The organism is Rhodopseudomonas sp. (assembly GCF_048594845.1).
Taxonomy (GTDB): domain Bacteria; phylum Pseudomonadota; class Alphaproteobacteria; order Rhizobiales; family Xanthobacteraceae; genus Rhodopseudomonas.
In genome coordinates, this window is the sequence record NZ_JBMDXE010000078.1 from 1 (window position 1) to 23,077 (window position 23,077).

Below are 23,077 nucleotides of genomic sequence, written 5' to 3' on the forward strand. Positions count from 1 at the left end.
CCGCGACGGCAAGGCGCAGGAGGTCTACATCGTCGCCTCCGGCGAGATGATGGCGATCTATGCGGCCAACAACATCTGCAAGGGCCTCGTCAAATACGCCAAGCAGAGCGGCGTGCGGCTCGGCGGCATCATCTGCAACAGCCGCAAGGTCGACGGCGAGCGCGAGTTCCTCGAGGAGTTCACCGCCGCCATCGGCACCAAGATGATCCACTTCGTGCCGCGCGACAACATCGTGCAGAAGGCGGAATTCAACAAGAAGACCGTCACCGAATTCGATCCGGCCGCCGAACAGGCCCATGAATACAAGCAGCTCGGCGCCGCCATCATCGACAACAAGGACTTCGTGATTCCGAAGCCGCTGACGATGGATGAACTCGAAAAGATGGTCGTGAAATACGGTCTGATGGACTGACCTGCGCACCCGCGCCTGACGGCGTACTTCCCGCACGAGGACACCAAGATGCCATATCACGAGTTCGACTGTTCGAAATGTCTCCCCGAACGCCAGAAGCACGCCGTCACCAAGGGCGCCGGCGATAACCTCGCGACCGCGCTGCCGCTCGGCTATCTCAACACCATCCCGGGATCGATCTCCGAGCGCGGCTGCGCCTATTGCGGCGCCAAGCACGTGATCGGTACGCCGATGAAGGACGTGATTCACATGAGTCACGGCCCCGTCGGCTGCACCTACGACACCTGGCAGACCAAGCGCTACATCTCCGACAATAACAACTTCCAGCTCAAATACACCTTCGCCACCGACGTCCGCGAAAAGCACATCGTGTTCGGCGCCGAGGGCCTGCTCAAGCAGAACATCATCGAGGCGTTCAAGGCCTGCCCCGACATCAAGCGGATGACGATCTACCAGACCTGCGCCACCGCGCTGATCGGCGACGACATCAACGCGGTCGCCGCCGATGTGATGGAAGAGATGCCGGACGTCGATATCTTCACCTGCAACTCGCCCGGCTTCGGCGGCCCCAGCCAATCCGGCGGCCATCACAAGATCAATATCGCCTGGATCAACGACAAGGTCGGCACCGTCGAGCCGGAGATCACCTCGGATTACGTCATCAACTATGTCGGCGAATACAACATCCAGGGCGACCAGGAGGTGATGCTCGACTACTTCACCCGCATGGGCATCCAGGTGCTGTCGACCTTCACCGGAAACGGCACCTATGACGGCCTACGGGCAATGCACCGCGCGCATCTCAACGTGCTCGAATGCGCCCGTTCGGCCGAATATATCTGCAACGAACTGCGCGTCCGCTACGGCATTCCGCGGCTCGACATCGACGGCTTCGGCTTCGAGGCGCTGTCGCAGTCGCTGCGCAAGATCGGCATGTTCTTCGGCATCGAAGACCGCGCCGAAGCGATCATCGCCGAAGAGACCGCGCGCTGGAAGCCGGAGCTCGACTGGTACAAGGAGCGGCTGCGCGGCAAGAAGGTCTGCCTGTGGCCGGGCGGCTCCAAGCTGTGGCACTGGGCCCACGCCATCGAAGAGGAGATGGGCGTCAAGGTCGTCTCGGTCTACACCAAGTTCGGCCACCAGGGCGACATGGAAAAGGGCATCGCGCGCTGCGGCGAGGATGCGCTGGCGATCGACGATCCCAACGAGCTCGAGGGGCTCGAGGCGCTGGAGAAACTGCAGCCGGACATCATCTTCACCGGCAAGCGCCCCGGCGAAGTCGCCAAGAAGGTGCGCGTCCCGTACCTCAACGCCCACGCCTATCACAACGGCCCCTACAAGGGCTTCGAAGGCTGGGTGCGGTTCGCCCGCGACATCTACAACGGCATCTACTCGCCGATGCACCAGCTCTCGGGCCTCGACATCTCCAAGGACGAGATCCCGACCGATCGCGGCTTCGTCACGCAGCGCATGCTGTCCGACGCGAAGCTGCCGGCGGACATCGCCAAGTCGGAGACGCTGCGCCGCTACACCGGCAAGGACGACATCATCTCCGACCTGCGCAAGAAGAACGCGCCCTACTTCACCCCGATCGCCAAAGCCGTAGCGGCCGAGTGAGACGAGAGCCCCATGACCAAGATCACCTACAAAGTCGCCTCGGAACATCCGTTCCCGGCCGACGCCGCCGCCGCGGCTGCCGCGCTCGCCACCTATGAGGCGCTGGACGACGTCACCAAAGCCCGGGTCGACCAGATGGTCGACTGGATCATGAAGAACTGCCTGTGGCAGTTCCACTCGCGGGCCTGGGACCGCAAGCGGCAGAACGAGGGCATCCTCACGATCGCCGCCAAGCTGCTCGCCGGCGAGCCGTTCACGCCCCAGACGCCGGAAGAGCGCTGCTACTGGGTCGATTCGGTGACGTTGCAGCGCGCCTATCAGGCGACCTGCCCGTGGCTCGCCACGATGTCCAAGGACGACATCAAGGCCCTGATGAAAGAGCTGCACGCCCGCATCGACTATCTCACCGTCACCGGCTCGCTCAACGAAGAGCTCACCGACAAGAACTACTGATTGGATCCCGCCATGAACTGTCAATTCAAGCCGAAGGATCGGATCGGCACCATCAATCCGATCTTCACCTGCCAGCCGGCCGGCGCACAATACGCCTCGATCGGCATCAAGGACTGCATCGGCATCGTCCACGGCGGCCAGGGCTGCGTGATGTTCGTCCGCCTGCTGATCTCGCAGCACCTCAAGGAGAGCTTCGAAATCGCCTCCTCGTCGGTGCACGAGGACGGCGCGGTGTTCGGCGCGCTCGACCGCGTCGAGGAAGCGGTCGACGTGCTGCTGATGCGCTATCCGCACGTCAAGGTGGTGCCGATCATCACCACCTGCTCGACCGAGGTGATCGGCGACGACGTCGACGGCGTCGTCACCAAGCTGCAGGAAGAGCTGCTCGACGTGAAGTATCCGGACCGCGAGGTCCACCTGATCCCGATCCACTGCCCGAGCTTCGTCGGCAGCATGGTGACGGGCTACGACGTCGCGGTGCGCGACTTCGTCAAGCACTTCTCCAAGAAGGACAAGCCGAGCCTGAAGATCAATCTGATCACCGGCTGGGTCAATCCGGGCGACGTCAAGGAGCTCAAGCATCTGCTCGCCGAGATGCAGGTCGAGGCCAACGTGCTGTTCGAGATCGAGAGCTTCGACAGTCCGCTGATGCCGGACAAGAGCGCGGTGTCGCACGGCTCGACCACGATCGCGGAGCTGACCGCTACGGCTGACGCGCAAGGCACCATCGCGCTCAACCGCTACGAAGGCGGCCTCGCCGCCACCTGGCTGCAGACTCGCTGGGATGTGCCGGCGGTGATCGGCCCGACCCCGATCGGGATCCGCAACACCGACACCTTCCTGCGCAACGTCAAGGACATGACCGGCAAGCCGATCCCGGAATCGCTGGTCAAGGAACGCGGCATCGCGCTCGACGCCATCACCGACCTCGCCCACATGTTCCTGGCCGACAAAAAGGTGGCGATCTACGGCAATCCGGATCTGGTGCTCGGCCTCGCCGAATACTGCCTCGATCTGGAAATGAAGCCGGTGCTGCTGCTGCTCGGCGACGAGAACGCCGGCTACGCCACCGACCCGCGGATCGCGGCGCTGAAGGACAACGTCGACTATCCGATGGAGATCATCACCAATGCCGACCTGTTCGAACTCGAGGACCGCATCAAGAACGGGCTCGAACTCGACCTGATCCTCGGCCACTCCAAGGGCCGGTTCGTCGCCATCGACTACAACATTCCGATGCTGCGGGTCGGCTTTCCGACCTACGACCGCGCCGGCCTGTATCGCTACCCCGTCGTCGGCTACGCCGGCGCGACCTGGCTCGCCGAACAGATGGCCAACACGTTGTTCAACGACATGGAGGTCAAGAAGAACCGCGAATGGATCCTGAACGTGTGGTGACCACGCTCAAGATCTGGTCCGGCGGCGGTTTGCCATGTCCGCCGCCGGACTCCTCCTCCTAACCGACCGCCGCGGGACCAGTGATGAAAATCGCAGCTTACGTCGATGCCGAGGGCGAGATCGTCAAACTCTCCGACAAGGGCGTGATCCTGATGTTCGAGCAGCAGGGCGAGGTCTGGAAGGTCCGCAAAACGATCCGCTTCGCGGTGCGGCCTGACGATGGACTCGCCGAGATCCACGCCTCGCTCGCCGCCGTCGTATCCGAGTTGGAAGATTGCCGGCTGTTTCTCTCCCGAAGCGTGCGCGGCGTCGTCAACTCGCTGCTGCAGGAGATGGGCGTTCAGACCTGGCAGTCGCACGGCCCGCTGTTCACCCAGCTCGAAACCATCGCCCGCAAGGAGCACGAGCGCGCGCAGCAGAGTGCGAAGGCCGCCCGAGCCGAGCGGCGCTCGCGCCGACGGCGCCATCATCAGGACGGCGCAGGCAGCGAGCTCGACGACATCAAGCCGGTGCTGGTGGGCGATGACGACAGCGGTCACTTCCGGCTCGATCTGGTGCGACTGTTACAGGACGATCCGGGGCTGAATTCCTGGGACATCCTGATCCCTTTCCTCGCTGGCACGCCGTTCCGGCAGCTCGATCTCGTTTGCGACCACATTCCGCGCTGGTTCTCGCGCGCGATGCGCGCGCTCAACATGGACGCCGAGATTATGGAGCTGCCAGGCCTCGGCGTCGCCGCCACCATCACACCGAAACCACAGGCTGAGGCAACATGACCCCGACCATCACCACGCCGCTCCCGACCGTGCCGCGCCCGAAGCCGGCGCGCCGTCCGACCACGCTGCTGTTTGCCTATGGGGCGACGCTGAACCCCGACCACATCATGGTGCGGCTGTGCCGACCGAAACCCGTTGCGGTGGCCCGCCTCACCGATTACGCGCTCGCCTTCTACGGTTACTCCGCGGTCTGGGACGGCGGAGTGGAAACTCTGGTCGATCAGCCCGGCACGGAGGTGTGGGGCGTGCTGTACGAGCTGTCGGCCACCGAGCTCGACCGCTTCGACGCCTGGCAGGGCGTCAAGCTCGACGGCGGCGGATCGTACTTCCACTACCCGGTCGAAGTGATCGACGAGAACGGCCGGGCGCTCGACGCGCTGTTTCATCGCAAGACCGAAATGGGGCCGCCGCGATCGCCGAGCCGCGACTACCTCGACTTCATCATCGCCGGTGCGCGCGCCCGCGGCCTGCCCGCGACTCACATCGACGCGCTCGCGACAATCGCGTCGGTGCCGCCGAGCTACCCCGTGCCGATGGCCCAGACCGACCTCACAACGCTCGCTTCCAAACTGGGCTGCGCTTGCTGATCCCTTTCCGCGGGCCGTACGGCGCCGCCGACCTCTTCCAGGAGATTCCAATGACCGAACAAGCCAGCACGATCCTCGGCCGCCCGATGCGGCGACGCAGCCGCGAGATCACCAATCGCGCCGAGATCGATGCGATCCTCGCCGGCGACAAGGTGATGCATCTGGCGCTGGCACGCGACAACGTGCCGTTTCTCGTCCCGGTGTTCTACGGCTTCGACGGCGCGGCGCTGTATTTTCACTCCGCCAGCGCCGGCACCAAGATCGATATCCTCAAAGCCAATAACCGCGTGTGCTTCGAGGTGACCACCGAGCATGGCGTCGTCAGCGCCGATGCGGCCTGCGATTTCGAAGCCCGGCACCGCACCGTGATCGGCTTCGGCCACGCCAGCTTCGTCGACGATCACGCCGAGAAGGTGAAGGCGCTCGACCTGATCGTCAGCCGCTTCACCGAGCGCAAATTCGACTATCCGCCCGAGAAGCTCGGCATCACCAAAGTGATCCGCATCGATATCGACAGCATTAGGGGCAAGGCTTACGGCTTCGGCGACCCGCGGCCGGAGGAGCCCGGCGAGACGGGCTAGCGGGCGACCGGTCAGTCCCGTCGCTCCAAAATCCTCCGCGGCTACGCCGGCTCTAGAACCAGCCGTGGTGGGCGCGCACCTTGTAGCGCCCGCCGATCACCAGGTACTCGCCCTCATAGCCGAGCACGTGGCCGCTCAGCAGCCCCGGGAAGAACAGCAGCTTCACCGTCGGCACTTCGGTTTCGAGCACCCAGTCGCCGACTTCGTCGGCGCGCTCCTTGGAGTCGCTGAACGACACCAGATTGTTGAGCCTCACCGTACACAGCCGTTGCCGCGCATCGCCGTCGACGAGCTGCTGCTCGATCGCATTGGTGCCGCGCCACAGCCGGACGAAGCGCGGCCCCGGCGCCTTGAAGTGCCGGATGCTCCATTGGCAATATTCGTACAGCAGGTCGAACTGCTGATAGATGCAGTTGGTGTGAAAGCGGCTGTCGGTCTTGTCCTGCAAATAAGTCGACCAGCCCGGCGATGGAAACCGGCCGAGCCGCTGCCGATGAAAGATCGGCACCAAGCCGAATCGGCTCTCCACCCAGCCCTTGAGCACCGCCGCCTTCGGACAATTGGCGTCGACGCCCCACCCCCGCAGCAATTCGAGATAGCTGGTGGCGCGCCGGGGCGGCTCGCCGCTCCGGGCCAGATCGAGTCCGAACTCGATCTGCATGTAATGCTCGAACACGTCGGCCGCCGCGGCCTGCGTATCGCAGCCCGCGAGTAACCGAAACAACCCGGGATGCGTCTCACGCGTGCCGTGGATCGAGATCCGCCGCAGGCAGCGATTGAACGCGATCGAACCGATCAACCCGACCGGCACGCCGACCATGTTGGTGCAATACCAGCGATCGGGATCCTCACCGGCAGCATCGTTCAGCAGCGAGCCTGACATACGGCGCCCAGCAATCGGAATCCGACGCCATCATTTGACGCCGCCGCCCGCCATCCGGCAAGCACCCGCAACATCGACCAAGGACGCATCCGCCCAGCCGCACTGGTGCGCTTCAGGTGTTTGCAGAATTGATCGACAGGACCGAAATGGCGCACCATTCAGAATAAGACTGCGAACTGGTATGTGATTGAAATCACGATATAATTCGATCTAATCGACGGCGCCGCAGGTTAGTCGGCGGGCGCGGCTATCGTCCCTTACAGTTTCCGCCGTATCTTGCGGTCAATCCAGGTCTGATGCGGGATCGATATGTCCGACTTAACGGTGCACCAAGGGCCGCGGCGCGTGAGTCGTGAGGAGCTTTTCAAACTGGTCTGGCAGAAACCGCTGATCCGTCTGGCGGAAGAGTTCGGGATCAGCGGCAACGGCCTTGCCAAGATCTGCGACAGGATGGACGTGCCCTATCCGCCACGCGGCTATTGGGCAAAAAAGGAGGCGGGCAAGCCGGTGGTTGCTTTCAGGCTGCCGCCGCGCAAGGACGGTATTCTGCAGACCACGGATATCTACCCCACGCCTCCCAAACCTGTGCGGCCGCCAGAAGCCGAGAGGTCCGCGGCGGTGGCCACCGCGAAGGTGGAAGCTCTTGCCATTCCGAAAGACCTTGAAACACTTCACCCACGCGTGAAAGCATGGATCGCAGAGCATCGGAAGGAGCAGAAGGAACGTGAGCAGGAGAGCAGGCGGCGAAGGCACGAAACCTGGTGGACATCGAGGTTGCTCTCCGATCTGACCGCCCGCGACTTGTACCGCTTTTGTGTCACAAGCGCGATCTTCACGGGCGTCGAAAAGGCCGGAGGCAGAATCGAGAAATCGCCCGTGACTGGCAGGGTGACCTTCCTGATTGCGACCCATGCTGTCGAATGCTCGATTGTCGAGAAGCTGGTTAAGTCGCTCAAGCAGCGGGACGAAACGCGGAAGTGGACAGCCTATCCCGATCACCATCAGTCTGGACTAGACTCCTCGGGTTTCCTACGCGTGTCGATCACGACCTACCTTAATGGCCATCAGCGACAGTGGATTGAGAGCCAGAAGATCAAGATGGACGGTCTCCTGCCTGAGATCGTCGGCGCAATCATGGCAGCAGGGCCCATCCTGGAAGAGCAAAAGCGCGAACGGGAGGAGCGCGAAAAGAGATACCGCGAGGAAGAGGCCCGGCGCTACGAGGCCCGCCGCCTCAGGGAAATCGATGACAAACGCTGGAACAAATTCCGGGGGTTTGCGGCCGACTGGGAAAATCACGACAAGCTGCTTCTTTTCTTGGCTGAAGTAGAAAGGCGAGCCCTTGAGGAGGGCAATGCTTGTGTCGGTGACATCGCTTTGAGCGATTGGATCGCATGGGCCCGCGAGCGGGCCGAGTCGCTGGACCCACTCCGTCAGGGCGCGGCGGAAATGTTCTCCGCGATATCAAGAGTGTCGCAATGGTCGTAAGTGGCCGGTCTGCTGGCCGGCGGCCTCTATGGCTGCGGTATTTGGCGCGCTTCGTTCGGTGCCACCCGTTGACTTCGCGGGGAAAGGCGGCTGTGTAAACGCGTGAAGGCGGCTCCCTGCTTTGGTGGTGAGCTCAGACCTTTCTTCGCGCCAAGCATCGTCCGCTCAGCCTGCACATGACTGGCTCCAAGGACGGGCCCCCGAAGGCCTTCCCGCCATAATATGGTCCAGCCAACTCGTTACTTCTTCCAGAGTTGGCATGCGGCTAGTGCTTCACGTCCAACACTTCGGACAGCGCGTGCACCAAACGTGCGCGTGCCTCCTCCGTCAGTTTGTCGAGGTTGCGCTGCTTCCAGCGCACCGCGGGTAAATCCGCCGCTCCGGCCACGCCGAGCAACGCCCAGTCTGGCGTTCCCTTCTTGAACCCGACGAGAAAACGCCGGTGCGCGTCCGGCATGTTTCCGATGATCTCGGACACAAGGATCGCGCGTGCGGCGGTGAGCTCTGCCAGGGGCACATCGACCGTCGTCATGCCAGCGAACTCGCCCGCGAAGGCGGCGCTGATATCCTTCTGCGGCGAGCGCAGCACCTCAGCCATCGGGCGATGATGACTGATCAGATAGACAATAAAGGCTTGCCGGAGCTCGTCCGTTATCCCCTCGTTCGCCAGCAGGTCTCGCACGTCGAAAAGGTCGCGCGGATGCTGGCGGTCGAGCGCTGCCATGATCTTCCCGCCATAGAGGTCGGCGAAAGAAACGATTTGCGTCTCGACATAGCCAAACGCGTTCTCGACGGACGCTGCAACAGCGCGGACCTCAGGCGCGAACACGCAGCCGCGGAGCACGGGCGTGACCTCGATCTTGATCTGTGCGCCGAGCCGCTGGATCGTTAGCTTCGTGACGATGCCTTCGGCAGTGTTCACGACCTCGTTGACCCGTACCTTACCAAGGCCCGCCCGGATCGCTGCCCCCAAGCGCGTCATCGCGGCGTTGATGGCGGCTAGCGACTCTGCGCGCTCGGCGACCTTCAGATACGCAAGATCGATATCGACCGACAAGCGAGGCATGTCGCGCAAGAACAGGTTGATCGCCGTCCCGCCCTTGAGCGCGAAGTCCTCTTCCGCAGCGACGAATGGCAGCGCCTCGATCAGCAGCGCAACCTGCGCGCGATAACGGTTAACCGGGGACACTGAGGTCTTCCGGCACCGTGATCAGGTATTTGGTGTCGAGCCGTCCGCGTTTGACAAGGAGGCGTTTCCCGCTGCCAAGCGGCACGCGCTCCCGATTAATCTGGTTGAGCCAGCGATGGCCGTGGCGCTCGGCGAACCAGAAGAAGAGCCGCCTTACCTTGATGCTGCGGCAGTCTTCCAGCAGCTTCTGCATGCGCTTCGGGCTGAGCGTGCGCAGCCCCTCAGCGATCATATCGACGTTATGAAACGTCTCCCGTCTCGGCAGCTCGTCTAGCATTTCAAGGAAGGCCCGCTCCGTGGTCGAGATGGTCAGCGGCCACTCCGCGTCAGTCTGGAACGCGCGTACTGCGCCGCCGGCGAAGCCTTCCGCGTGCTGCCCGCTGTTCGCATCGATATCCCACGCAAAGCTGCTCAGCCCCTTCGTGACCGGCTCGGACCTGAACAGCGTCTGCGACATGTGAAAGACAAAGCTTACATTGAGCGGCAACTTGGCGAGCCAGTTGGGTGGCGCTTCCGGGCCATGCAGATGCACGACCCGGGGGCCGTCTGGCGACAGGTAATGACCGAAGCCCTGCAATTCGAGCGCGGTCCGGCCACCCACGATCAGAGAACGCTCCATCAGCGTCTGGAGCGATATAACCGCTTTTTCCCACGTCAGGACGCCCCGGGGCCGTTTGAAGGTCCCGCGAACCGGCTGTACGAGCCAGCCACCCTTCACATACTGGCTGCGCAGGCTCGTCGAGTAGCCATGCCTCTCCATCCAGGCCGCATCCACGAGCAACCCGTCTGGCAGCGTCTTCTCTAGATAGTTTAGCTTTCCGTTGGATCGCGGAGCCATACTTTGTAAAATAGAACGGATTCAAACCTAAGTCTAGTTTGAAGATTATATCTTTTGCGAAGCTGTGCTTTGTAAAATTACCTTTACGTAAACCAGGAGGTTTCATGTCCATTGAAGTTGCGAAGGGCAGGATGGCTGCGGAGTCCGGCCGACCGCGATTTAGCGGCCATATGAGCTCTTTGTCGCTATCTGCCGCGGCAGGTGCCGCAGCCGGCGCCGATCAGAACAAAGCTACCAAGTTATTGAATTACTTAAAAAATCGGCTTGCTCACCGCAGCGACGAACGAAGTTCGGCGAGGGCGCACGTCAGGGGCGGGTAGAAATGCTGGCACACTACCCCAAATACTGGCACTTTCTCATGGAGCCCTTCCGAGAAGAGATCGATGCCGGCCATCCGCAATTCAACGGATCTTTTCAGGCATGTCAGTGCCGAGAAAGCGGCATTTTATCGCTGTATCATGGAAGTGTTCGCTGCAGCCAAGCGGCAATACCGATTGCAGCTCAGGCCTGACGAAGTCTTGGTCGAAGCCAAATGGCCGAGCTCGCCTCCGCCGATCGAGGACGTCAACGCCGCGCTCACCCAGCTTGCGGTGTGGGGTAATTTAGAGTCTCAGCCCGACACCTCGCGCGTCTCCAGCCTCGGTGATTTCTATCGCGCACGCTTTCTGTATCGGCTTTCGCAGGGCGGCGAAGCCGTCGAATCGGCGTTGGTGGTGTTCGAGCAGACCCTCCGGCGCCGCGCCGAATTACAGACGGTAGCGCTCGAGGACATCGCAAGTCGGCTGCAGGCCCTCAAGGCGTTGGCCAACGAAGCTCAGCCGGATGCTGCCAAGATCCACGAGACGCTGCGGGATCTGGTCCGCGTGTTCGAAAGCCTCGCCGACAATGCCCAGGCATTTATGGCGGGCGCCGCGCGTAGTGTCGAATTGCAGCAGGCCGACGCAACCGCGGTCGCGAGCTACAAGCGACGCGTCATCGACTATCTGGAGCGCTTTATGGGCGATCTGGTGCGTCGCTCGGACACTATAGCGGGGCTCATCCTCGCACTCGAGCCGAGCATCGATGGTATGTTGCAGCAGGTCGCCGGACGCGAGGCTCAGGACGCAGCCCCAGGCGACGATCAGGACCGCGTCGCAACCCAGGCGATCTACTGGAACACCTGGCGCGAGCGCTGGAGGGGCTTGCGCGGCTGGTTCTTCCGCACTGGCCACGAGCCATCCCAAGCCGAACTGCTGCGGGCGCGTGCGAGATCCGCGATCCCGCAACTGCTCGGTGCGATCGCGGCGCTCAATGAACGCCGCGCCGGCCGCAGCGACCGTTCGGCGGATTTCCGGACGCTCGGAGCCTGGTTCGTCGACTGTGCAGATAACGACGAAGCCCATCGATTGGCCCGCGCCGCTTTTGCGCTCAACCCAGCGCGGCATTATTCGCTCAATCCCGACGCGGACGTGGAGCTGTCCGCCGGTACGCGCTGGGCCGACGCGCCACCGTTGAGAATCCATCCACGGCTGCGCGAATACGGCGAGGCTGCACCACGTGGGCCGCTCGCCCGTGTGCGCGATCGCGCCGCCGACCGGGCGCGGCTGGCGTACGAACTCGCCGAGGAAGCGCAGCAAGTCGAGGCAGCTCGTCAACGCCTCGCGACCGGCCAGCCGACGCGTCTGTCCGACCTCGGCGAACTTGATCGTCATACTTTCGGATTGTTTCTCGGTCTGCTCGGCGAAGCGCTGACGGATCAGGACGACCCGGATGCCAAAGTGGAGCGCCAGACCGGCGACGGACTACTCCATATCAGCTTGACGCCGCTTGCGCCGGGCAGTGTGGCCAGGATCGAGACGCCGCTCGGCGTTTTCTCCGGTCGAGATCACTTGATCACCATCACGTCGACGCGAGACATCCGATGAAAAATGGTGTTCGCAGCGCCACGGACAGTCGCAGTATCGGCCGGCAGCAGCAGCGATACGACCGCGAGGAGTTTCGAAATTCAGTCCGTGCGCTGTTGATGACGCCGCTGATGAGTCCTGAACATGAGGAATTTCCCGCGATCCGCCGCCATGCGGACGCGTTGCGCGACTGGTTCGGCCGCGAAACCGGTTGGCCTCTGCAGATCGAACACGAGGGCGCGCGTCTCTACAAGCGGCCGGCGGATTGTACCAGCCCGACGCGCGGACTTCCCGGATATGATCGCCGTCGCTACGTGCTGCTCTGCCTCGCTTGCGCGGTGCTTGAACGCGCCGACCCGCAGATCACCCTCCGCCTTTTGGGCGAAAGGCTGCTGCAACTAGCCGCGGAGCCGGCGCTCGCTGCTCTCGGCTTCCGCTTTACGCTCGGCGCTCCGCACGAGCGGCGTGAACTGGTGGCCGTGTGCCGCACATTGTTGGAATTGGGAATTCTGGCGCGCGTCGCCGGTGACGAAGACGCGTTCGTGAGTTCCGGTGGCGATCAGGCCGACGCGCTTTACGACGTACAGCGCCGCGCGCTCGCCGGTATATTGGCGGCGGTGCGGGGGCCGTCCACCTGGCGAGCCGACGAATCGCCTCTCACGCTCGATGATCGGCTGCGTGCGCTGACGGACGAATATGTGGCCGACAGCGACGACGGGCGGCGCACAGCGCTGCGCCATCGGCTTGCGCGCAGACTGCTGGATGATCCTGTTGTTTACTTGGAAACGTTGGACCAGGAGGCTCGCGCTTACTTCGTCAATCAGCGTGGGGCTATGGCGGCTCGCTTGTGCGAGTCTGCCGGATTGGCCGCGGAACAGCGGGCTGAAGGATTGGCGCTGGTGGATGAGACTGGCGAATTGACGGATGTCGCAATGCCGGCCGAAGGCACCGACGCCCATGCCACCCTGCTGGTTGCCGAATACTTGGCGTCCGCGTACCGAAAGCGGCTGATCGAGGCGGCCGAAACGGCGAATGTGGTCGAATTCAACCGCGAGCAGGACATTGTCGCCTTCTTGCGAGAAGCCAAGACCAAGTATGGTCGGTATTGGCGCAAATCGGCGCGTGAGCCTGGCGCCGAACAAGAGTTGAAGGAAATCGCAATCGAACGTCTGGCAAAACTGGATCTGATCCGCCGGGACGGCGACAGGGTGCATCCGCTGCCGGCACTCACCCGCTTCGCCCTCGGCGATACGGAGGTCCTCGAGTCACATCGCGCACGCTACGCGGCGCCCGGGAATCTCATCGCATCGCCATGAATGACCGTCCAGTATCGTTTCTCCCGCAATCCGAAAAACCTGCACTGCCGGTCCCGACGCGGGTACGATGGCAGCCGCTGCGGCTTGGGCTGGTTGAGCTGTTTCATTACGACAGCGAGGAGTTTTGGTTTCGGGATGGCCACCTGCTGCTGCGTGGCAATAACGGGACCGGCAAGTCCAAGGTGCTGTCGCTGACGTTGCCCTTCCTGTTCGATGCACAGCTCAAATCATCGCGCATCGAGCCGGACGGCGACAGCGGCAAGAAGATGGCCTGGAATCTGCTGATGAACAGCTATCCTCGGCGCATCGGCTATGCGTGGATCGAGTTCGGCCGTCTCAGCGACGACGGCACGCCGCGTTACTTAACGCTCGGCGCGGGGTTGTCGGCCGTCGCGGCTCGGCCGCAAGTCGAAAGCTGGTTCTTTATCGTCGATGAGGCCGGCGGTGCGCCGCGGCTCAACCAGGATCTCTGGTTGATCAGCGAGCAGCGCAATGTCCTGACCAAGGAGCGGCTGCGCGATGCGCTGCACGGCCGGGGCCAAGTGTTCGAAACAGCCTCGAACTACCGCCGTGCGGTCGACGAGAGATTGTTTCACTTGGGCACCAGACGATACGACGCTCTGATGGACACGCTGATCCAATTGCGTCAGCCGCAACTTTCCAAGAAGCCGGACGAGACCGCGCTGTCGAATGCGCTCACCGAAGCCCTGCCGCCTCTGCCGTCCGAACTCCTCGCCGATGTCGCCGAGGCGCTCGGGCAATTGGAGGAAGATCGCCGACAACTGATCGAATATCAGGCGCTGGCCAAAGCGGTCGATCGCTTCGATCAGCGCTACCGTGTCTATGCCGGTACGCAGACGAGGCGCCAGGCTCGCGCATTGCGCCAGGCGCAGACCGAGTTCGACAATGCCAGCCGGACGCGTAGCGAGGCTCTGGCACGTTTCGACGAGGCGCGTATCGATGAAACGCAGGCGCGAACGACCCACGATGAGGCGGAAATCCTTCTGAAGCGCGAGCAAGTGCGGCTGGAAACTTTGCGCTCAGATCCCACGATGCAGGACGCCAATCGGCTCGAAAGCGCGGAGAAGGATGCGAGTACGCGGCAACGGGCCTTGCAGGATGCTACCGCGGCAGCCGCGCAGGCCGAGCGGCGATTGCAGCGCAGCGCGGACGAGACACGCGACGCCGCGACGCGTTCTGAGCAGGCCGAGCTTCGAGTGGGTAGTCTGCGTTCCGGGAGCGCGAGTCTCGCCGAAGCTGCGGGCCTTGCTGCGGTTCATGCCGACAATTTACTCGCAACATGCGCGCCAATAGAGTTGGCCGGATTGACGCCGCAGTCGTTCGATGCCGCGCGGGTCGAACTCGGCGCGGCCGTCATCGATCGACGCGAGCAAATCGCATTGTTGCGACGACGTCATGCAGAGGTCTCGACGGCGGAAACTGTATTCGAACAGCGACGCACTTCACGGGACGAGCGGCGGGACCTCGCCGAGGCCGCCACCTGCCGACGAGAAGAGGCCGACGCTGATGTCGAGCGCGAGGGCCGAAATCTCGTCGAGGTCTGGGACCGCCACCTCGCCGGCGTCAGGCAATTGCGGATCGCACCCGACGACCGCCTCGCCGCACTCACGGCGCTCGCCGATTGGGTCGTCGCGCTGGAAGGCGACAACCCCGCGCGGCAGCTTTTGCAGGTCGCGCAACAACTCGCGAGCGAAGGATTCGCGCAGCGCCGCGTCGCGCTGGTCGGCCAGCGTCAGCTCCTGGAGACCGAACGCAGGACCCTCGAGGACGAGCGTCATCGCCTGCAAGCCGGAGGCGACACGGCCCCGCCGCCTCCCTATGCGCGCGACGCCAGGGCACGCGAGGCACGAGCGGGAGCGCCGCTGTGGCAGTTGGTGGACTTTCTCGACACAGTCCAGGCGCCGCAGCGCGCCGGCGTCGAGGCCGCGCTGGAGGCTGCCGGTCTGCTCGACGCCTGGATTTCTCCAGACGGCGGTCTGCAGTCCGCCGATGGCGGCAAGGTGTTGCACGACACGCAGATAATGAGGCGATTGCCGCAATCGCAATCGCTTGCCGGTTGGCTGCATGCCGACGTGCAGGCGGACGGCCCGGTGCCCGCCGCGATCGTCGACGACATCCTTGCCGGCATCGCCTGCGCGGAGGCGGACCCGACCGAGAGCGAAGCCTGGGTCAACCCAGACGGTCGCTTTCGCCTTGGTGCGTTGGCCGGTACCTGGGACAAGCCGGCCGCGGTCTACATCGGCTATGCCGCTCGCGCGGCGGCCCGCGCGCGGCGACTGGCCGACATCGCCGATCGCCTGACGATAATCGCCAGCGAGCTCGACACTTTGCAGGTAATGGTCGCGCAGCTTTCGCAGGACCAGGATCAAGCCGGCGAGGAATGGCGATGTGCACCGACCGATGATGCGCTACGCAGCGCTCATTTAGCAGCCGCTGTCAGTGCACGTGCCGCTCAAGACGCCTTGCGTCAGTTGTCGGAGGCGGACGCGCGCTTTCATGAAGCCGAACAGAGCCTGCAAGCAGTGCGGCAACGGTTAGCCGTGGATGCCGCCGACCTCCGTCTGCCGACCGCGGCGGCTGACTTGGCCGCGGTCGAGACGGCCCTGAACCACTATCACGACGCTCAGTCGCGTCTCGCGCAAGCGGTTCACGAACTACGCCTTGCGCTGCCCGACTTGAACCGACACCGCGACCGCGAGGTCGAAGCGCGCGACGACCTCGCCAAGCAGATCGAACAGCGAGCGAACGCTCGCGCCGAAGCTGAGGAGGCGGCGGAACGTCTGACAGTCCTCCGCGAGACCGTCGGCGCTAAAGTCGAGGAACTGCAACGACAGCTGAGGGAGGCTCGCGCCGCCGTTGAGGCCAGCGACGCCGCTTTGAGCGACGCCCGCCAAGCTCTGATTGCGTCGAGCGCGGCTCTCGCGGCGGCCGGAGAAAAAGCATCCGCGGCCAACGAACTGTTCAAGCAGCGGAGCGATGCACGCGCCGAAGCCGTAGCTCGATTCCAGTATTTCGCGTCGACGGGCCTGATCTCGGCTGCGCTGCCGCAGGTCGAATTACCGGATATCCGCAATCCGTGGACGATCGATCCCGCGCTGACGCTTGCGCGTCGCGCTGAGCAGGCGCTGTCGGACCGCGAGGACGACGATAAAACGTGGGCGCGTGTGCAGCGGGAGATCACCGTCGACCTCACCGAATTACAACGTGCGCTAAGCGCGCTCGGGCATCAGGCCCAGGCCGAGACCACCGACTGGGGCCTGACTGTCAGCGTGATCTATCAAAATCGGCCCGAACCGCCGGATCGCCTGGCTGCGCGTCTCGCCGATGAGATCTATCAGCGCAGCGAATTGCTCACTGCCAAAGAGCGCGAGGTGTTGGAAAATCACCTGCAAGCCGAGATCGCCTCGGAAATTCAGCGGCTGTTGCAAGCTGCCGAGGTGCAGCGCGACGCGATCAACAAGGAACTGCACAGCCGGCCGACGACCACCGGCGTGCGCTATCGCCTGCTGTGGCAGCCGATATCCGAAGACGAGGGCGCCCCGATCGGACTTGAAGCGGCGCGTCGGCGCCTGCTCAACACCAGCGCGGATCTCTGGTCGACGGAGGATCGCGCCGTGGTCGGGACGATGCTGCAGCAACGTATCGCTGCCGAACGCGAGCGCACGGAGGCGGGTGCGGTCGACGATGGCGGCGCCGGTCTGATCGACCAGTTGGCGCGCGCGTTGGATTATCGCCGCTGGCATCGCTTCCGCGTCGAACGCTGGCAGGATGGGCATTGGCGTAAACTCTCCGGGCCTGCCTCCAGCGGCGAGCGGGCGCTCGGCCTTACGGTGCCGCTGTTCGCCGCAGTCGCGAGTTTCTACAGCCAGGGGAGTTCAACACTGGCCCCGCGACTGATGCTTCTCGACGAAGCCTTCGCCGGCATCGACGATTCCGCTCGGGCGCATTGCATGGGGCTGATCCGCGAGTTCGATCTCGATTTTGTCATCACGAGCGAACGCGAATGGGGCTGCTATGCCGCGCTGCCCGGGGTTGCAATCTGTCAGTTACAGCGGCGCGAAGGCATCGACGCCGTGTTCGTGTCGCGGTGGAGTTGGGATGGCCGGGACAAGATCCTGGATGGCGACCCCGATCGCAGGTTGCCGCCGACATGACAGTCTCTGTTGACCCTCGACTCGGGCGCTTGCTCGGCGGCGATCAGTTTGCTTTGTTGCGCAAGCGCCTTCGTCAGCGTTTCGAACGCGCGCCGCACAATTTGGCGGCCGAGACATTTCGGATCGGCAATCTTACTCGGGAGGAGCATACCGCGCTGGCGTCCTTGCTCGGTCGCCCATTGCGCTATTCCAACTCCCTGCAGATTGACGTTCAAAGCATCGATGCGGCTTTTCAACGCGCCGGCGTCGCCAAGTCGCTGCGTGACGCACTTGAACAACTCGACGGTCCGATCGCGAATCTCGCCGCGACAAGGCTCGCTCGCCAGGCCGAGTGGTCGGATGTGCTGGACGGCTGCTCGCACGGCGATCTGATCGAGTTTGTGCGGAGGCCGCGAGGCTTCGGGTTATTGAAGCGCCTTGCGCGGCAGAAGGCAGCGACGGCATTGCAACTCTGCCGTCGTGTCGAAGCCGTCCTGGCATGTCTGCCGTCGAGCGGCATCACGCGATCCCAACTAGCCGCAGACATATTGGGGGATCCCCACGCGCTCGATGCCGGTCAGGCGACCGCGACCTTGGTGCTCGCTGTCCGGCGCCAAATGGCTGGCAGAACCGAGGCAGGCAGGGGCATCAACTTCGGATCGTTGGAGGACGGCGAAGCGGGCAGCGGGATAGAGCGCGACCGCGACGTTTGGGCCCAAGCCGGCGTACTCGTCAATGAATTAGCCCGGCCGGTCTTGTTCCTCAATTTGCCTGTCCGCAGGTCAGGCCATCAAAGTCAAACCTCGGGCGAGCCCGTCTACGCTTCGTTGCGATCCCTGCTGAGATCGCCGCCGGCCTGGGATGTGGCGGGTCGCAGGGTCTATGTCTGTGAGAATCCCAACGTGGTGGCAATTGCAGCGGATCACTTGGGATGCGATTGCGCTCCGCTGGTTTGCACTGACGGGATGCCCGCCGCAGCCCAAAGGTGCTTGCTGTCGCAACTGGCCGATGCCGGCGCGCAGCTTCTCTATCACGGCGATTTCGATTGGCCCGGCGTTCGGATCGGCAATCAGGTCATAGATCAACACGGCGCGAAGCCGTGGCGCTTCGGCGCAGATGATTACGAAGCGGCCGTCGCACAAACTTCCTGTTCAGGGCAGTCCCTCGCGGGACCGGCAGGACATGCACGTTGGGACGACAGGTTGATGGAGGTTATGCAGCGTCATGGGCTCGCCATCGCCGAAGAAGCCCTCGCCACGATATTGCTGGTGGACCTGAGGGCTGGTCTATGAATTGTTCGCAGTTATGTTCCGAATGGTGGCAAATTGGCGCGCCCGAAAGGATTCGAACCTCTGACCCCCAGATTCGTAGTCTGGTGCTCTATCCAGCTGAGCTACGGGCGCGTTTGCCGCGGGTCTCGCAGGAATGAACCAGGAGCCGCCGGCGATCCGCAGCGGTGTCCGCTGCGAAGGCCGCCATAGCTAGCGGCTCAGCTCCGGCTTGGCAAGCGCCGGGATGGCTCTTTTGTCACCCATTTTTCATGCCGCCGGAGAGGGCCGGTCAGAGCTCGCACGACAGACGAAGATCGAAGACAGCGCAAACGCCCGCGGGGCGAGCCGATCAGGCGCGGGCGCGTTCGTGGCGCAGGCTGTGCAGATCGACCGGCCGGTCGGGGATCGAGATCCGGAATGTGGCGCCGAGCGTGCCCTCGACCAGATTGATCTCGCCGCCATGGGCGCGGACCAGTTCGGCGGCGATCGCCAGGCCGAGGCCGGAGCCGCCGGCGCGCACCGAGCCGTGGAAGGCCTCGAACAGGTGGTCGCGCGCCTTCTGCGGCACGCCGGGGCCGGTGTCCGACACTTCCAGGATGGTCACCGAGCCCTCGCGGCGGCCGGTGATCCGGATCTGCTGCAAGGCTGCGTCGCTGCGCGGCTGGCTTTCCAGCGCTTGCGCGGCGTTGCGCACCAGGTTGAGCAGCACCCGGAACAGCTGGTCGGGATCGGCATCCATGGTCAGCCCGCGCTCGATCGCCGTGACCCAGGTGATCGAGCTGACGCCGCCATCCGCGGCGAGGCCGGCGGTCTCGCGGACCTCGGTGACCACGGGCTCGATCAGGATCATGCGGCGGTCCGGCGCGGCTTCCTGGGCGCGGCCGTAGGACAGCGTGGACTGGCAGAACGCGATGGCGCGCTCCAGCGAGCGCACCAGCTTCGGCGCGAACCGCTGCACCCGGGGATCTGGCACGCTGGACAGCTGGTCGGACAGCAGCTGCGACGACGCCAGCAGGTTGCGCAGATCGTGGTTGATCTTGGAGACGGCGAGGCCGAGCGCCGCGAGCCGGCTTTTCTGATGCAGCATCGACACCAGGTCGCGCTGCATGTCGGACAGTTCGCGCTCGGCGAGGCCGATCTCGTCGCCACGCGGACCGGGGATCACGATCGACGCCGGGCTTTCCGGATCGCGGCGGAAGTTGACCATATTGGCGGTCAGCCGCCGCATCGGCCGCACGAACAGGAAATGCAGCGCCAGATAGATCAGCGCCGTGGTCAGGCTGGTGATGGTCAGCGACACCAGCAGCAAGTTGCTGGAGAACCGGTACATCGCGACCCGCAGCGGCGCCTCGTCGATCACCACCTCGATGAACTGGGCATTGCCCTCGGCCGGCCCCATCACCCGGATGGTCTGGTTGCCGCTCTCCAGCATCACCACGAAGGCGTCGATGATCGCGGCCCATGGCGTGACGTTGCGCATGTCGACGACGTGATCGACGGCGGCCGGCAGGTTGGAACTCGCGAGCAGCCGGCGCTGCTGGCCCATCTTGATGGCGACCGCGCGGGCGTCGATGCTGTCGAGCACTTGGCGCGCCAGCGTGTCCGGCACCATGCCGGACGGCGACGCGTCCAGCACCAGCGCGGCGGTATTGGCGGCGGCCAGGCGATCGTTGAGCCGGTTCAGCCGAAAATTGGCGATTGACGGCACATAGATCAGGATTTCGGCGATCAGGATCAGCGGAATCGTGAGCAGCAGCAATTTGCCCGACAAGCCGATCTTCGGCTCCAGGCCACGCCGCCATACCTGCGTTTCGGGCTTCTGATCCGCTGGCTGCACCGCTGCTGCCGCCTCCATGGTCGTGCCGATCGCGCGCAAATGATATAAGTCAAGATGCGCCTGCGTTCGCGTCAGGTCAAATTACCGTTTGACCATCTACGTTTCCGGCGTCGCATGGTTTCCGGATCGCGCACCGGCGCCGCAAAAGCACGGTCGGCCGCAATTGACGAGAACAGGTCGCTCCCGTATAAGCCGCGCCAACTGTCCGCGATGGCCCGGTTCTCCCGGGGCGGTTCATTATGGACTGCGGTCGGCTCATCCGTGAGCCCCATTATCGGGCTTATCTCAACCTTCTGAAGCACTTACCGGGCCAGCGGAGAACTTGCCGTGAAGCGGACTTATCAACCCAGCAAACTGGTGCGCAAGCGCCGCCACGGCTTTCGCGCCCGTCTCGCCACCGCCGGTGGCCGCAAGGTGCTGGCAGCGCGCCGCGCTCGCGGACGCAAGCGTCTGAGCGCCTGAGCGGGTCCTCCCGAGATCAGATCATGGACCGGTTACGGCAGCGGGCGGACTTCATCGCCGTTGCCAACGGGCCGCGGATCAACGGGCCTGCCTTCGTCCTACAAAGCCGACGCCGTGACGACGATGGTCCGATCCGCGTCGGCTTTACCGTGACCAAGAAGATTGGCACCGCAACCGAGCGAAATCGCATTCGACGCCGGTTGCGCGAGGTGGTCCGACACACGGACCGCTGCTCCATGATGCCGAACAGCGACTATGTGCTGGTCGGCCGCCGCGCGGCACTGAGCCGCGACTTTGCTGTCATGCTCGGCGATCTCCGCTCCGCGCTCGACCGCATTGCGCGGCGGTCGTCGAAACCGGATTGAAGCGAGACCTGAGCCGATGAGCGACAATCGCAACACCATCCTCGCCGTGATCCTGTCGGGCCTCGTGCTGCTCGGCTGGCAGTACTTCTTCAACATCCCGCAAATGGAAAAGCAGCGCGCCGCCCAGCAGGCGCAGCAGCAGCAGGAAGCCGCCGCCAAGCAGCAGGCGCCCGCAGCGAATACGCCGGCCGCGGGCACGCCCGGCGCCCCGACTGCGCCCGCGACGCCTGGCGCACCGGCAACGCCGGGAGCCGCGACCGCTCCGGCGGTCAGCCGCGAGGCCGCGGTCGCCGCCTCCCCGCGCATCAAAGTCGAAACCCCACGGCTCAGCGGCACGCTCGCGCTGCGCGGCGGCCGGATCGACGATCTGTCGCTGGTCCAGTTCCGCGAGACCGTCGACCCGAAGTCGCCGCCGATCCAACTGTTCTCGCCGTCGGGCAGCGCCAATCCGTATTACGCCGAATTCGGCTGGGTCGGCGCCGCCGGCTCCAACGCCAAACTGCCGGACCAGAACACGCTGTGGGAGCAGGAAGGCTCCGGCGCGCTGACGCCGTCGAGCCCGGTCAAGCTGAAGTGGGACAACGGCGAAGGCCTGACCTTCCACCGCGAGATCACGGTCGACGACCGTTATCTGTTCACCGTGAAGGACGATGTCACCAACACCGGCGGCGCGGCGGTGACGCTGTATCCGTTCGGGCTGATCTCGCGCCACGGCACCCCGCATGTCGAGGGCTACTACATTCTGCATGAAGGCCTGATCGGCTATCTCGGCGACCAGGGTCTGCAGGAAAAGACCTACGCCAAGATCGACGAAGCCAAGGTGGTCGACTTCAAGAACATCACCAACGGCTGGCTCGGCATCACCGACAAGTACTGGGCCTCCGCGCTCTTGCCCGAAACCAACGCGCAGCTGCAGGCCCGCTTCTCGTCCAACCTGGTCGGCACCACCCGCACCTACCAGACCGATTACCTCGAAGACGCCAAGACGGTTCCGATCGGCGGCACTGTCAGCGCCACCGCGCGGCTGTTCGCCGGCGCCAAGGAAGCGCGCGTCGTCGGCCTCAACTTCCCGCTGGCCGGACTCGGCGGCTACAATCAGCAGCTCGGCCTCAACCATTTCGACCTGCTGATCGACTGGGGCTGGTTCTACTTCATCACCAAGCCGATGTTCCTGGCGCTCGACTTCTTCTTCCATCTGGTCGGGAATTTCGGCGTCGCCATTCTGCTGGTGACCGTGCTGGTCAAGCTGATCTTCCTGCCGCTGGCCAACAAGTCCTACGCCTCGATGGCGAAGATGAAGGCCATTCAGCCGCAGCTCGCTGCGCTGAAGGAGCGTCATCCGGACGACAAGATGAAGCAGCAGCAGGAGATGATGGAGATCTACCGCAAGGAGAAGATCAATCCGGTCGCCGGATGTCTTCCCGTTCTGCTGCAGATCCCGGTGTTCTTCTCGCTGTACAAGGTGCTGTTCGTCACCATCGAAATGCGGCACGCGCCGTTCTTCGGCTGGATTCACGACCTGTCGGCGCCGGATCCGACCAACATCTTCAACCTGTTCGGCCTGATC

The 23,077-nt window shown here is 63.8% G+C and carries 18 protein-coding genes, 1 tRNA gene and 1 pseudogene; 15 read left to right on the forward strand and 5 right to left on the reverse strand.

Going from position 1 to position 23,077, the window contains the following annotated elements:
* The 7 genes and pseudogenes from nifH to ACOJTD_RS04385 form a co-directional block, all read left to right on the forward strand.
* Nucleotides 1–412, forward strand: a pseudogene (gene nifH, locus ACOJTD_RS04355) (nitrogenase reductase); the annotation flags it as partial.
* 48 nt (nucleotides 413–460) lie between these two features.
* Nucleotides 461–2,029, forward strand: a complete 1,569-nt coding sequence (anfD, locus tag ACOJTD_RS04360; RefSeq protein WP_420131706.1) for a nitrogenase iron-iron protein, alpha chain — start codon at nucleotides 461–463, stop codon at nucleotides 2,027–2,029.
* Nucleotides 2,030–2,041: 12 nt separating this feature from the next.
* The gene (gene anfG, locus ACOJTD_RS04365; protein WP_420131707.1) at nucleotides 2,042–2,482 is read left to right on the forward strand and encodes a Fe-only nitrogenase subunit delta; all 441 of its coding nucleotides are present in this window, start codon (nucleotides 2,042–2,044) and stop codon (nucleotides 2,480–2,482) included.
* Between the two features lie 12 nt (nucleotides 2,483–2,494).
* Nucleotides 2,495–3,880 (forward strand): Fe-only nitrogenase subunit beta, encoded by a 1,386-nt coding sequence (gene anfK / locus ACOJTD_RS04370; protein WP_420131708.1) that lies wholly within the window; start codon nucleotides 2,495–2,497, stop codon nucleotides 3,878–3,880.
* A gap of 83 nt (nucleotides 3,881–3,963) precedes the next feature.
* Nucleotides 3,964–4,656 carry a Fe-only nitrogenase accessory protein AnfO gene (anfO, locus tag ACOJTD_RS04375; protein WP_420131709.1) on the forward strand — a complete coding sequence of 231 codons (693 nt, stop codon included), beginning with the start codon at nucleotides 3,964–3,966 and terminating at the stop codon, nucleotides 4,654–4,656.
* On the forward strand, nucleotides 4,653–5,243 hold the full coding sequence (locus ACOJTD_RS04380) for a gamma-glutamylcyclotransferase family protein (RefSeq protein ID WP_420131710.1): 591 nt from the start codon (nucleotides 4,653–4,655) through the stop codon (nucleotides 5,241–5,243). Before anfO ends, ACOJTD_RS04380 begins: the two co-directional genes overlap by 4 nt.
* 50 nt (nucleotides 5,244–5,293) lie before the next feature.
* Nucleotides 5,294–5,824, forward strand: coding sequence for a pyridoxamine 5'-phosphate oxidase family protein (locus ACOJTD_RS04385; RefSeq protein ID WP_420131711.1), 531 nt, complete (start codon nucleotides 5,294–5,296; stop codon nucleotides 5,822–5,824).
* Between the two features lie 52 nt (nucleotides 5,825–5,876).
* On the opposite strand, the gene ACOJTD_RS04390 is transcribed toward ACOJTD_RS04385, so the two are convergent.
* Nucleotides 5,877–6,707, reverse strand: a complete 831-nt coding sequence (locus ACOJTD_RS04390; RefSeq protein WP_420131712.1) for an NAD(+)--dinitrogen-reductase ADP-D-ribosyltransferase — start codon at nucleotides 6,705–6,707, stop codon at nucleotides 5,877–5,879.
* 309 nt (nucleotides 6,708–7,016) lie between these two features.
* Between ACOJTD_RS04390 and ACOJTD_RS04395 the strand changes: the two genes are divergently transcribed.
* Complete coding sequence (locus tag ACOJTD_RS04395; protein WP_420131713.1) at nucleotides 7,017–8,195, forward strand: hypothetical protein; 1,179 nt, start codon at nucleotides 7,017–7,019, stop codon at nucleotides 8,193–8,195.
* A gap of 265 nt (nucleotides 8,196–8,460) precedes the next feature.
* Here ACOJTD_RS04395 and ACOJTD_RS04400 read toward each other — a convergent pair whose 3' ends face one another.
* Both ACOJTD_RS04400 and ACOJTD_RS04405 read right to left on the reverse strand, forming a co-directional pair.
* The gene (locus ACOJTD_RS04400; protein ID WP_420131714.1) at nucleotides 8,461–9,384 is read right to left on the reverse strand and encodes a nucleotidyl transferase AbiEii/AbiGii toxin family protein; all 924 of its coding nucleotides are present in this window, start codon (nucleotides 9,382–9,384) and stop codon (nucleotides 8,461–8,463) included.
* Nucleotides 9,371–10,222, reverse strand: coding sequence for a type IV toxin-antitoxin system AbiEi family antitoxin domain-containing protein (locus ACOJTD_RS04405; RefSeq protein WP_420131715.1), 852 nt, complete (start codon nucleotides 10,220–10,222; stop codon nucleotides 9,371–9,373). The genes ACOJTD_RS04400 and ACOJTD_RS04405 overlap by 14 nt, the downstream gene beginning before the upstream one ends.
* Nucleotides 10,223–10,605: 383 nt before the next feature.
* On the opposite strand from ACOJTD_RS04405, the gene ACOJTD_RS04410 reads away from it, so the two are divergent.
* Genes ACOJTD_RS04410 through ACOJTD_RS04425 form a run of 4 tightly spaced genes read left to right on the forward strand, consistent with a single transcriptional unit; the run spans nucleotide 10,606 to nucleotide 18,867 of the window.
* Complete coding sequence (locus ACOJTD_RS04410; protein ID WP_420131716.1) at nucleotides 10,606–12,126, forward strand: TIGR02677 family protein; 1,521 nt, start codon at nucleotides 10,606–10,608, stop codon at nucleotides 12,124–12,126.
* Nucleotides 12,123–13,421: a TIGR02678 family protein gene (locus ACOJTD_RS04415; protein WP_420131717.1), complete on the forward strand. Its 1,299-nt coding sequence runs from the start codon at nucleotides 12,123–12,125 to the stop codon at nucleotides 13,419–13,421. The genes ACOJTD_RS04410 and ACOJTD_RS04415 overlap by 4 nt, the downstream gene beginning before the upstream one ends.
* Nucleotides 13,418–17,596, forward strand: a complete 4,179-nt coding sequence (locus ACOJTD_RS04420; RefSeq protein ID WP_420131718.1) for a TIGR02680 family protein — start codon at nucleotides 13,418–13,420, stop codon at nucleotides 17,594–17,596. Before ACOJTD_RS04415 ends, ACOJTD_RS04420 begins: the two co-directional genes overlap by 4 nt.
* Nucleotides 17,593–18,867, forward strand: a complete 1,275-nt coding sequence (locus ACOJTD_RS04425; protein WP_420131719.1) for a TIGR02679 family protein — start codon at nucleotides 17,593–17,595, stop codon at nucleotides 18,865–18,867. Before ACOJTD_RS04420 ends, ACOJTD_RS04425 begins: the two co-directional genes overlap by 4 nt.
* 34 nt (nucleotides 18,868–18,901) lie before the next feature.
* Here the strand turns inward: ACOJTD_RS04425 and ACOJTD_RS04430 are convergent.
* Together ACOJTD_RS04430 and ACOJTD_RS04435 are read right to left on the reverse strand one after the other, a co-directional pair.
* A tRNA-Arg gene (locus ACOJTD_RS04430) sits at nucleotides 18,902–18,978 on the reverse strand.
* Nucleotides 18,979–19,195: 217 nt separating this feature from the next.
* Nucleotides 19,196–20,701 carry an ATP-binding protein gene (locus tag ACOJTD_RS04435; protein ID WP_420131720.1) on the reverse strand — a complete coding sequence of 502 codons (1,506 nt, stop codon included), beginning with the start codon at nucleotides 20,699–20,701 and terminating at the stop codon, nucleotides 19,196–19,198.
* 309 nt (nucleotides 20,702–21,010) lie between these two features.
* On the opposite strand from ACOJTD_RS04435, the gene rpmH reads away from it, so the two are divergent.
* From rpmH to yidC, 3 genes are all read left to right on the forward strand, one after another.
* Nucleotides 21,011–21,145 carry a 50S ribosomal protein L34 gene (gene rpmH, locus ACOJTD_RS04440; RefSeq protein WP_008542748.1) on the forward strand — a complete coding sequence of 45 codons (135 nt, stop codon included), beginning with the start codon at nucleotides 21,011–21,013 and terminating at the stop codon, nucleotides 21,143–21,145.
* 23 nt (nucleotides 21,146–21,168) lie between these two features.
* A complete protein-coding gene (gene rnpA / locus ACOJTD_RS04445; RefSeq protein WP_420131721.1) occupies nucleotides 21,169–21,510 on the forward strand; it encodes a ribonuclease P protein component in 342 nt (113 codons plus the stop codon).
* Nucleotides 21,511–21,526: 16 nt separating this feature from the next.
* On the forward strand, nucleotides 21,527–23,077 hold a 1,551-nt coding region (yidC, locus tag ACOJTD_RS04450), incomplete at its 3' end, for a membrane protein insertase YidC (protein WP_420131722.1).

Excerpts from the sequence above, each read along its gene's own strand:
- anfD (WP_420131706.1), top strand. The coding sequence starts at position 461 with ATGCCATATCACGAGTTCGACTGTTCGAAATGTCTCCCCGAACGCCAG.
- anfG (WP_420131707.1), top strand. The coding sequence starts at position 2,042 with ATGACCAAGATCACCTACAAAGTCGCCTCGGAACATCCGTTCCCGGCC.
- anfK (WP_420131708.1), top strand. The coding sequence starts at position 2,495 with ATGAACTGTCAATTCAAGCCGAAGGATCGGATCGGCACCATCAATCCG.
- anfO (WP_420131709.1), top strand. The coding sequence starts at position 3,964 with ATGAAAATCGCAGCTTACGTCGATGCCGAGGGCGAGATCGTCAAACTC.
- ACOJTD_RS04380 (WP_420131710.1), top strand. The coding sequence starts at position 4,653 with ATGACCCCGACCATCACCACGCCGCTCCCGACCGTGCCGCGCCCGAAG.
- ACOJTD_RS04385 (WP_420131711.1), top strand. The coding sequence starts at position 5,294 with ATGACCGAACAAGCCAGCACGATCCTCGGCCGCCCGATGCGGCGACGC.
- ACOJTD_RS04390 (WP_420131712.1), bottom strand. The coding sequence starts at position 6,707 with ATGTCAGGCTCGCTGCTGAACGATGCTGCCGGTGAGGATCCCGATCGC.
- ACOJTD_RS04395 (WP_420131713.1), top strand. The coding sequence starts at position 7,017 with ATGTCCGACTTAACGGTGCACCAAGGGCCGCGGCGCGTGAGTCGTGAG.
- ACOJTD_RS04405 (WP_420131715.1), bottom strand. The coding sequence starts at position 10,222 with ATGGCTCCGCGATCCAACGGAAAGCTAAACTATCTAGAGAAGACGCTG.
- ACOJTD_RS04410 (WP_420131716.1), top strand. The coding sequence starts at position 10,606 with ATGCCGGCCATCCGCAATTCAACGGATCTTTTCAGGCATGTCAGTGCC.
- ACOJTD_RS04415 (WP_420131717.1), top strand. The coding sequence starts at position 12,123 with ATGAAAAATGGTGTTCGCAGCGCCACGGACAGTCGCAGTATCGGCCGG.
- ACOJTD_RS04420 (WP_420131718.1), top strand. The coding sequence starts at position 13,418 with ATGAATGACCGTCCAGTATCGTTTCTCCCGCAATCCGAAAAACCTGCA.
- ACOJTD_RS04425 (WP_420131719.1), top strand. The coding sequence starts at position 17,593 with ATGACAGTCTCTGTTGACCCTCGACTCGGGCGCTTGCTCGGCGGCGAT.
- ACOJTD_RS04435 (WP_420131720.1), bottom strand. The coding sequence starts at position 20,701 with ATGGAGGCGGCAGCAGCGGTGCAGCCAGCGGATCAGAAGCCCGAAACG.
- rnpA (WP_420131721.1), top strand. The coding sequence starts at position 21,169 with ATGGACCGGTTACGGCAGCGGGCGGACTTCATCGCCGTTGCCAACGGG.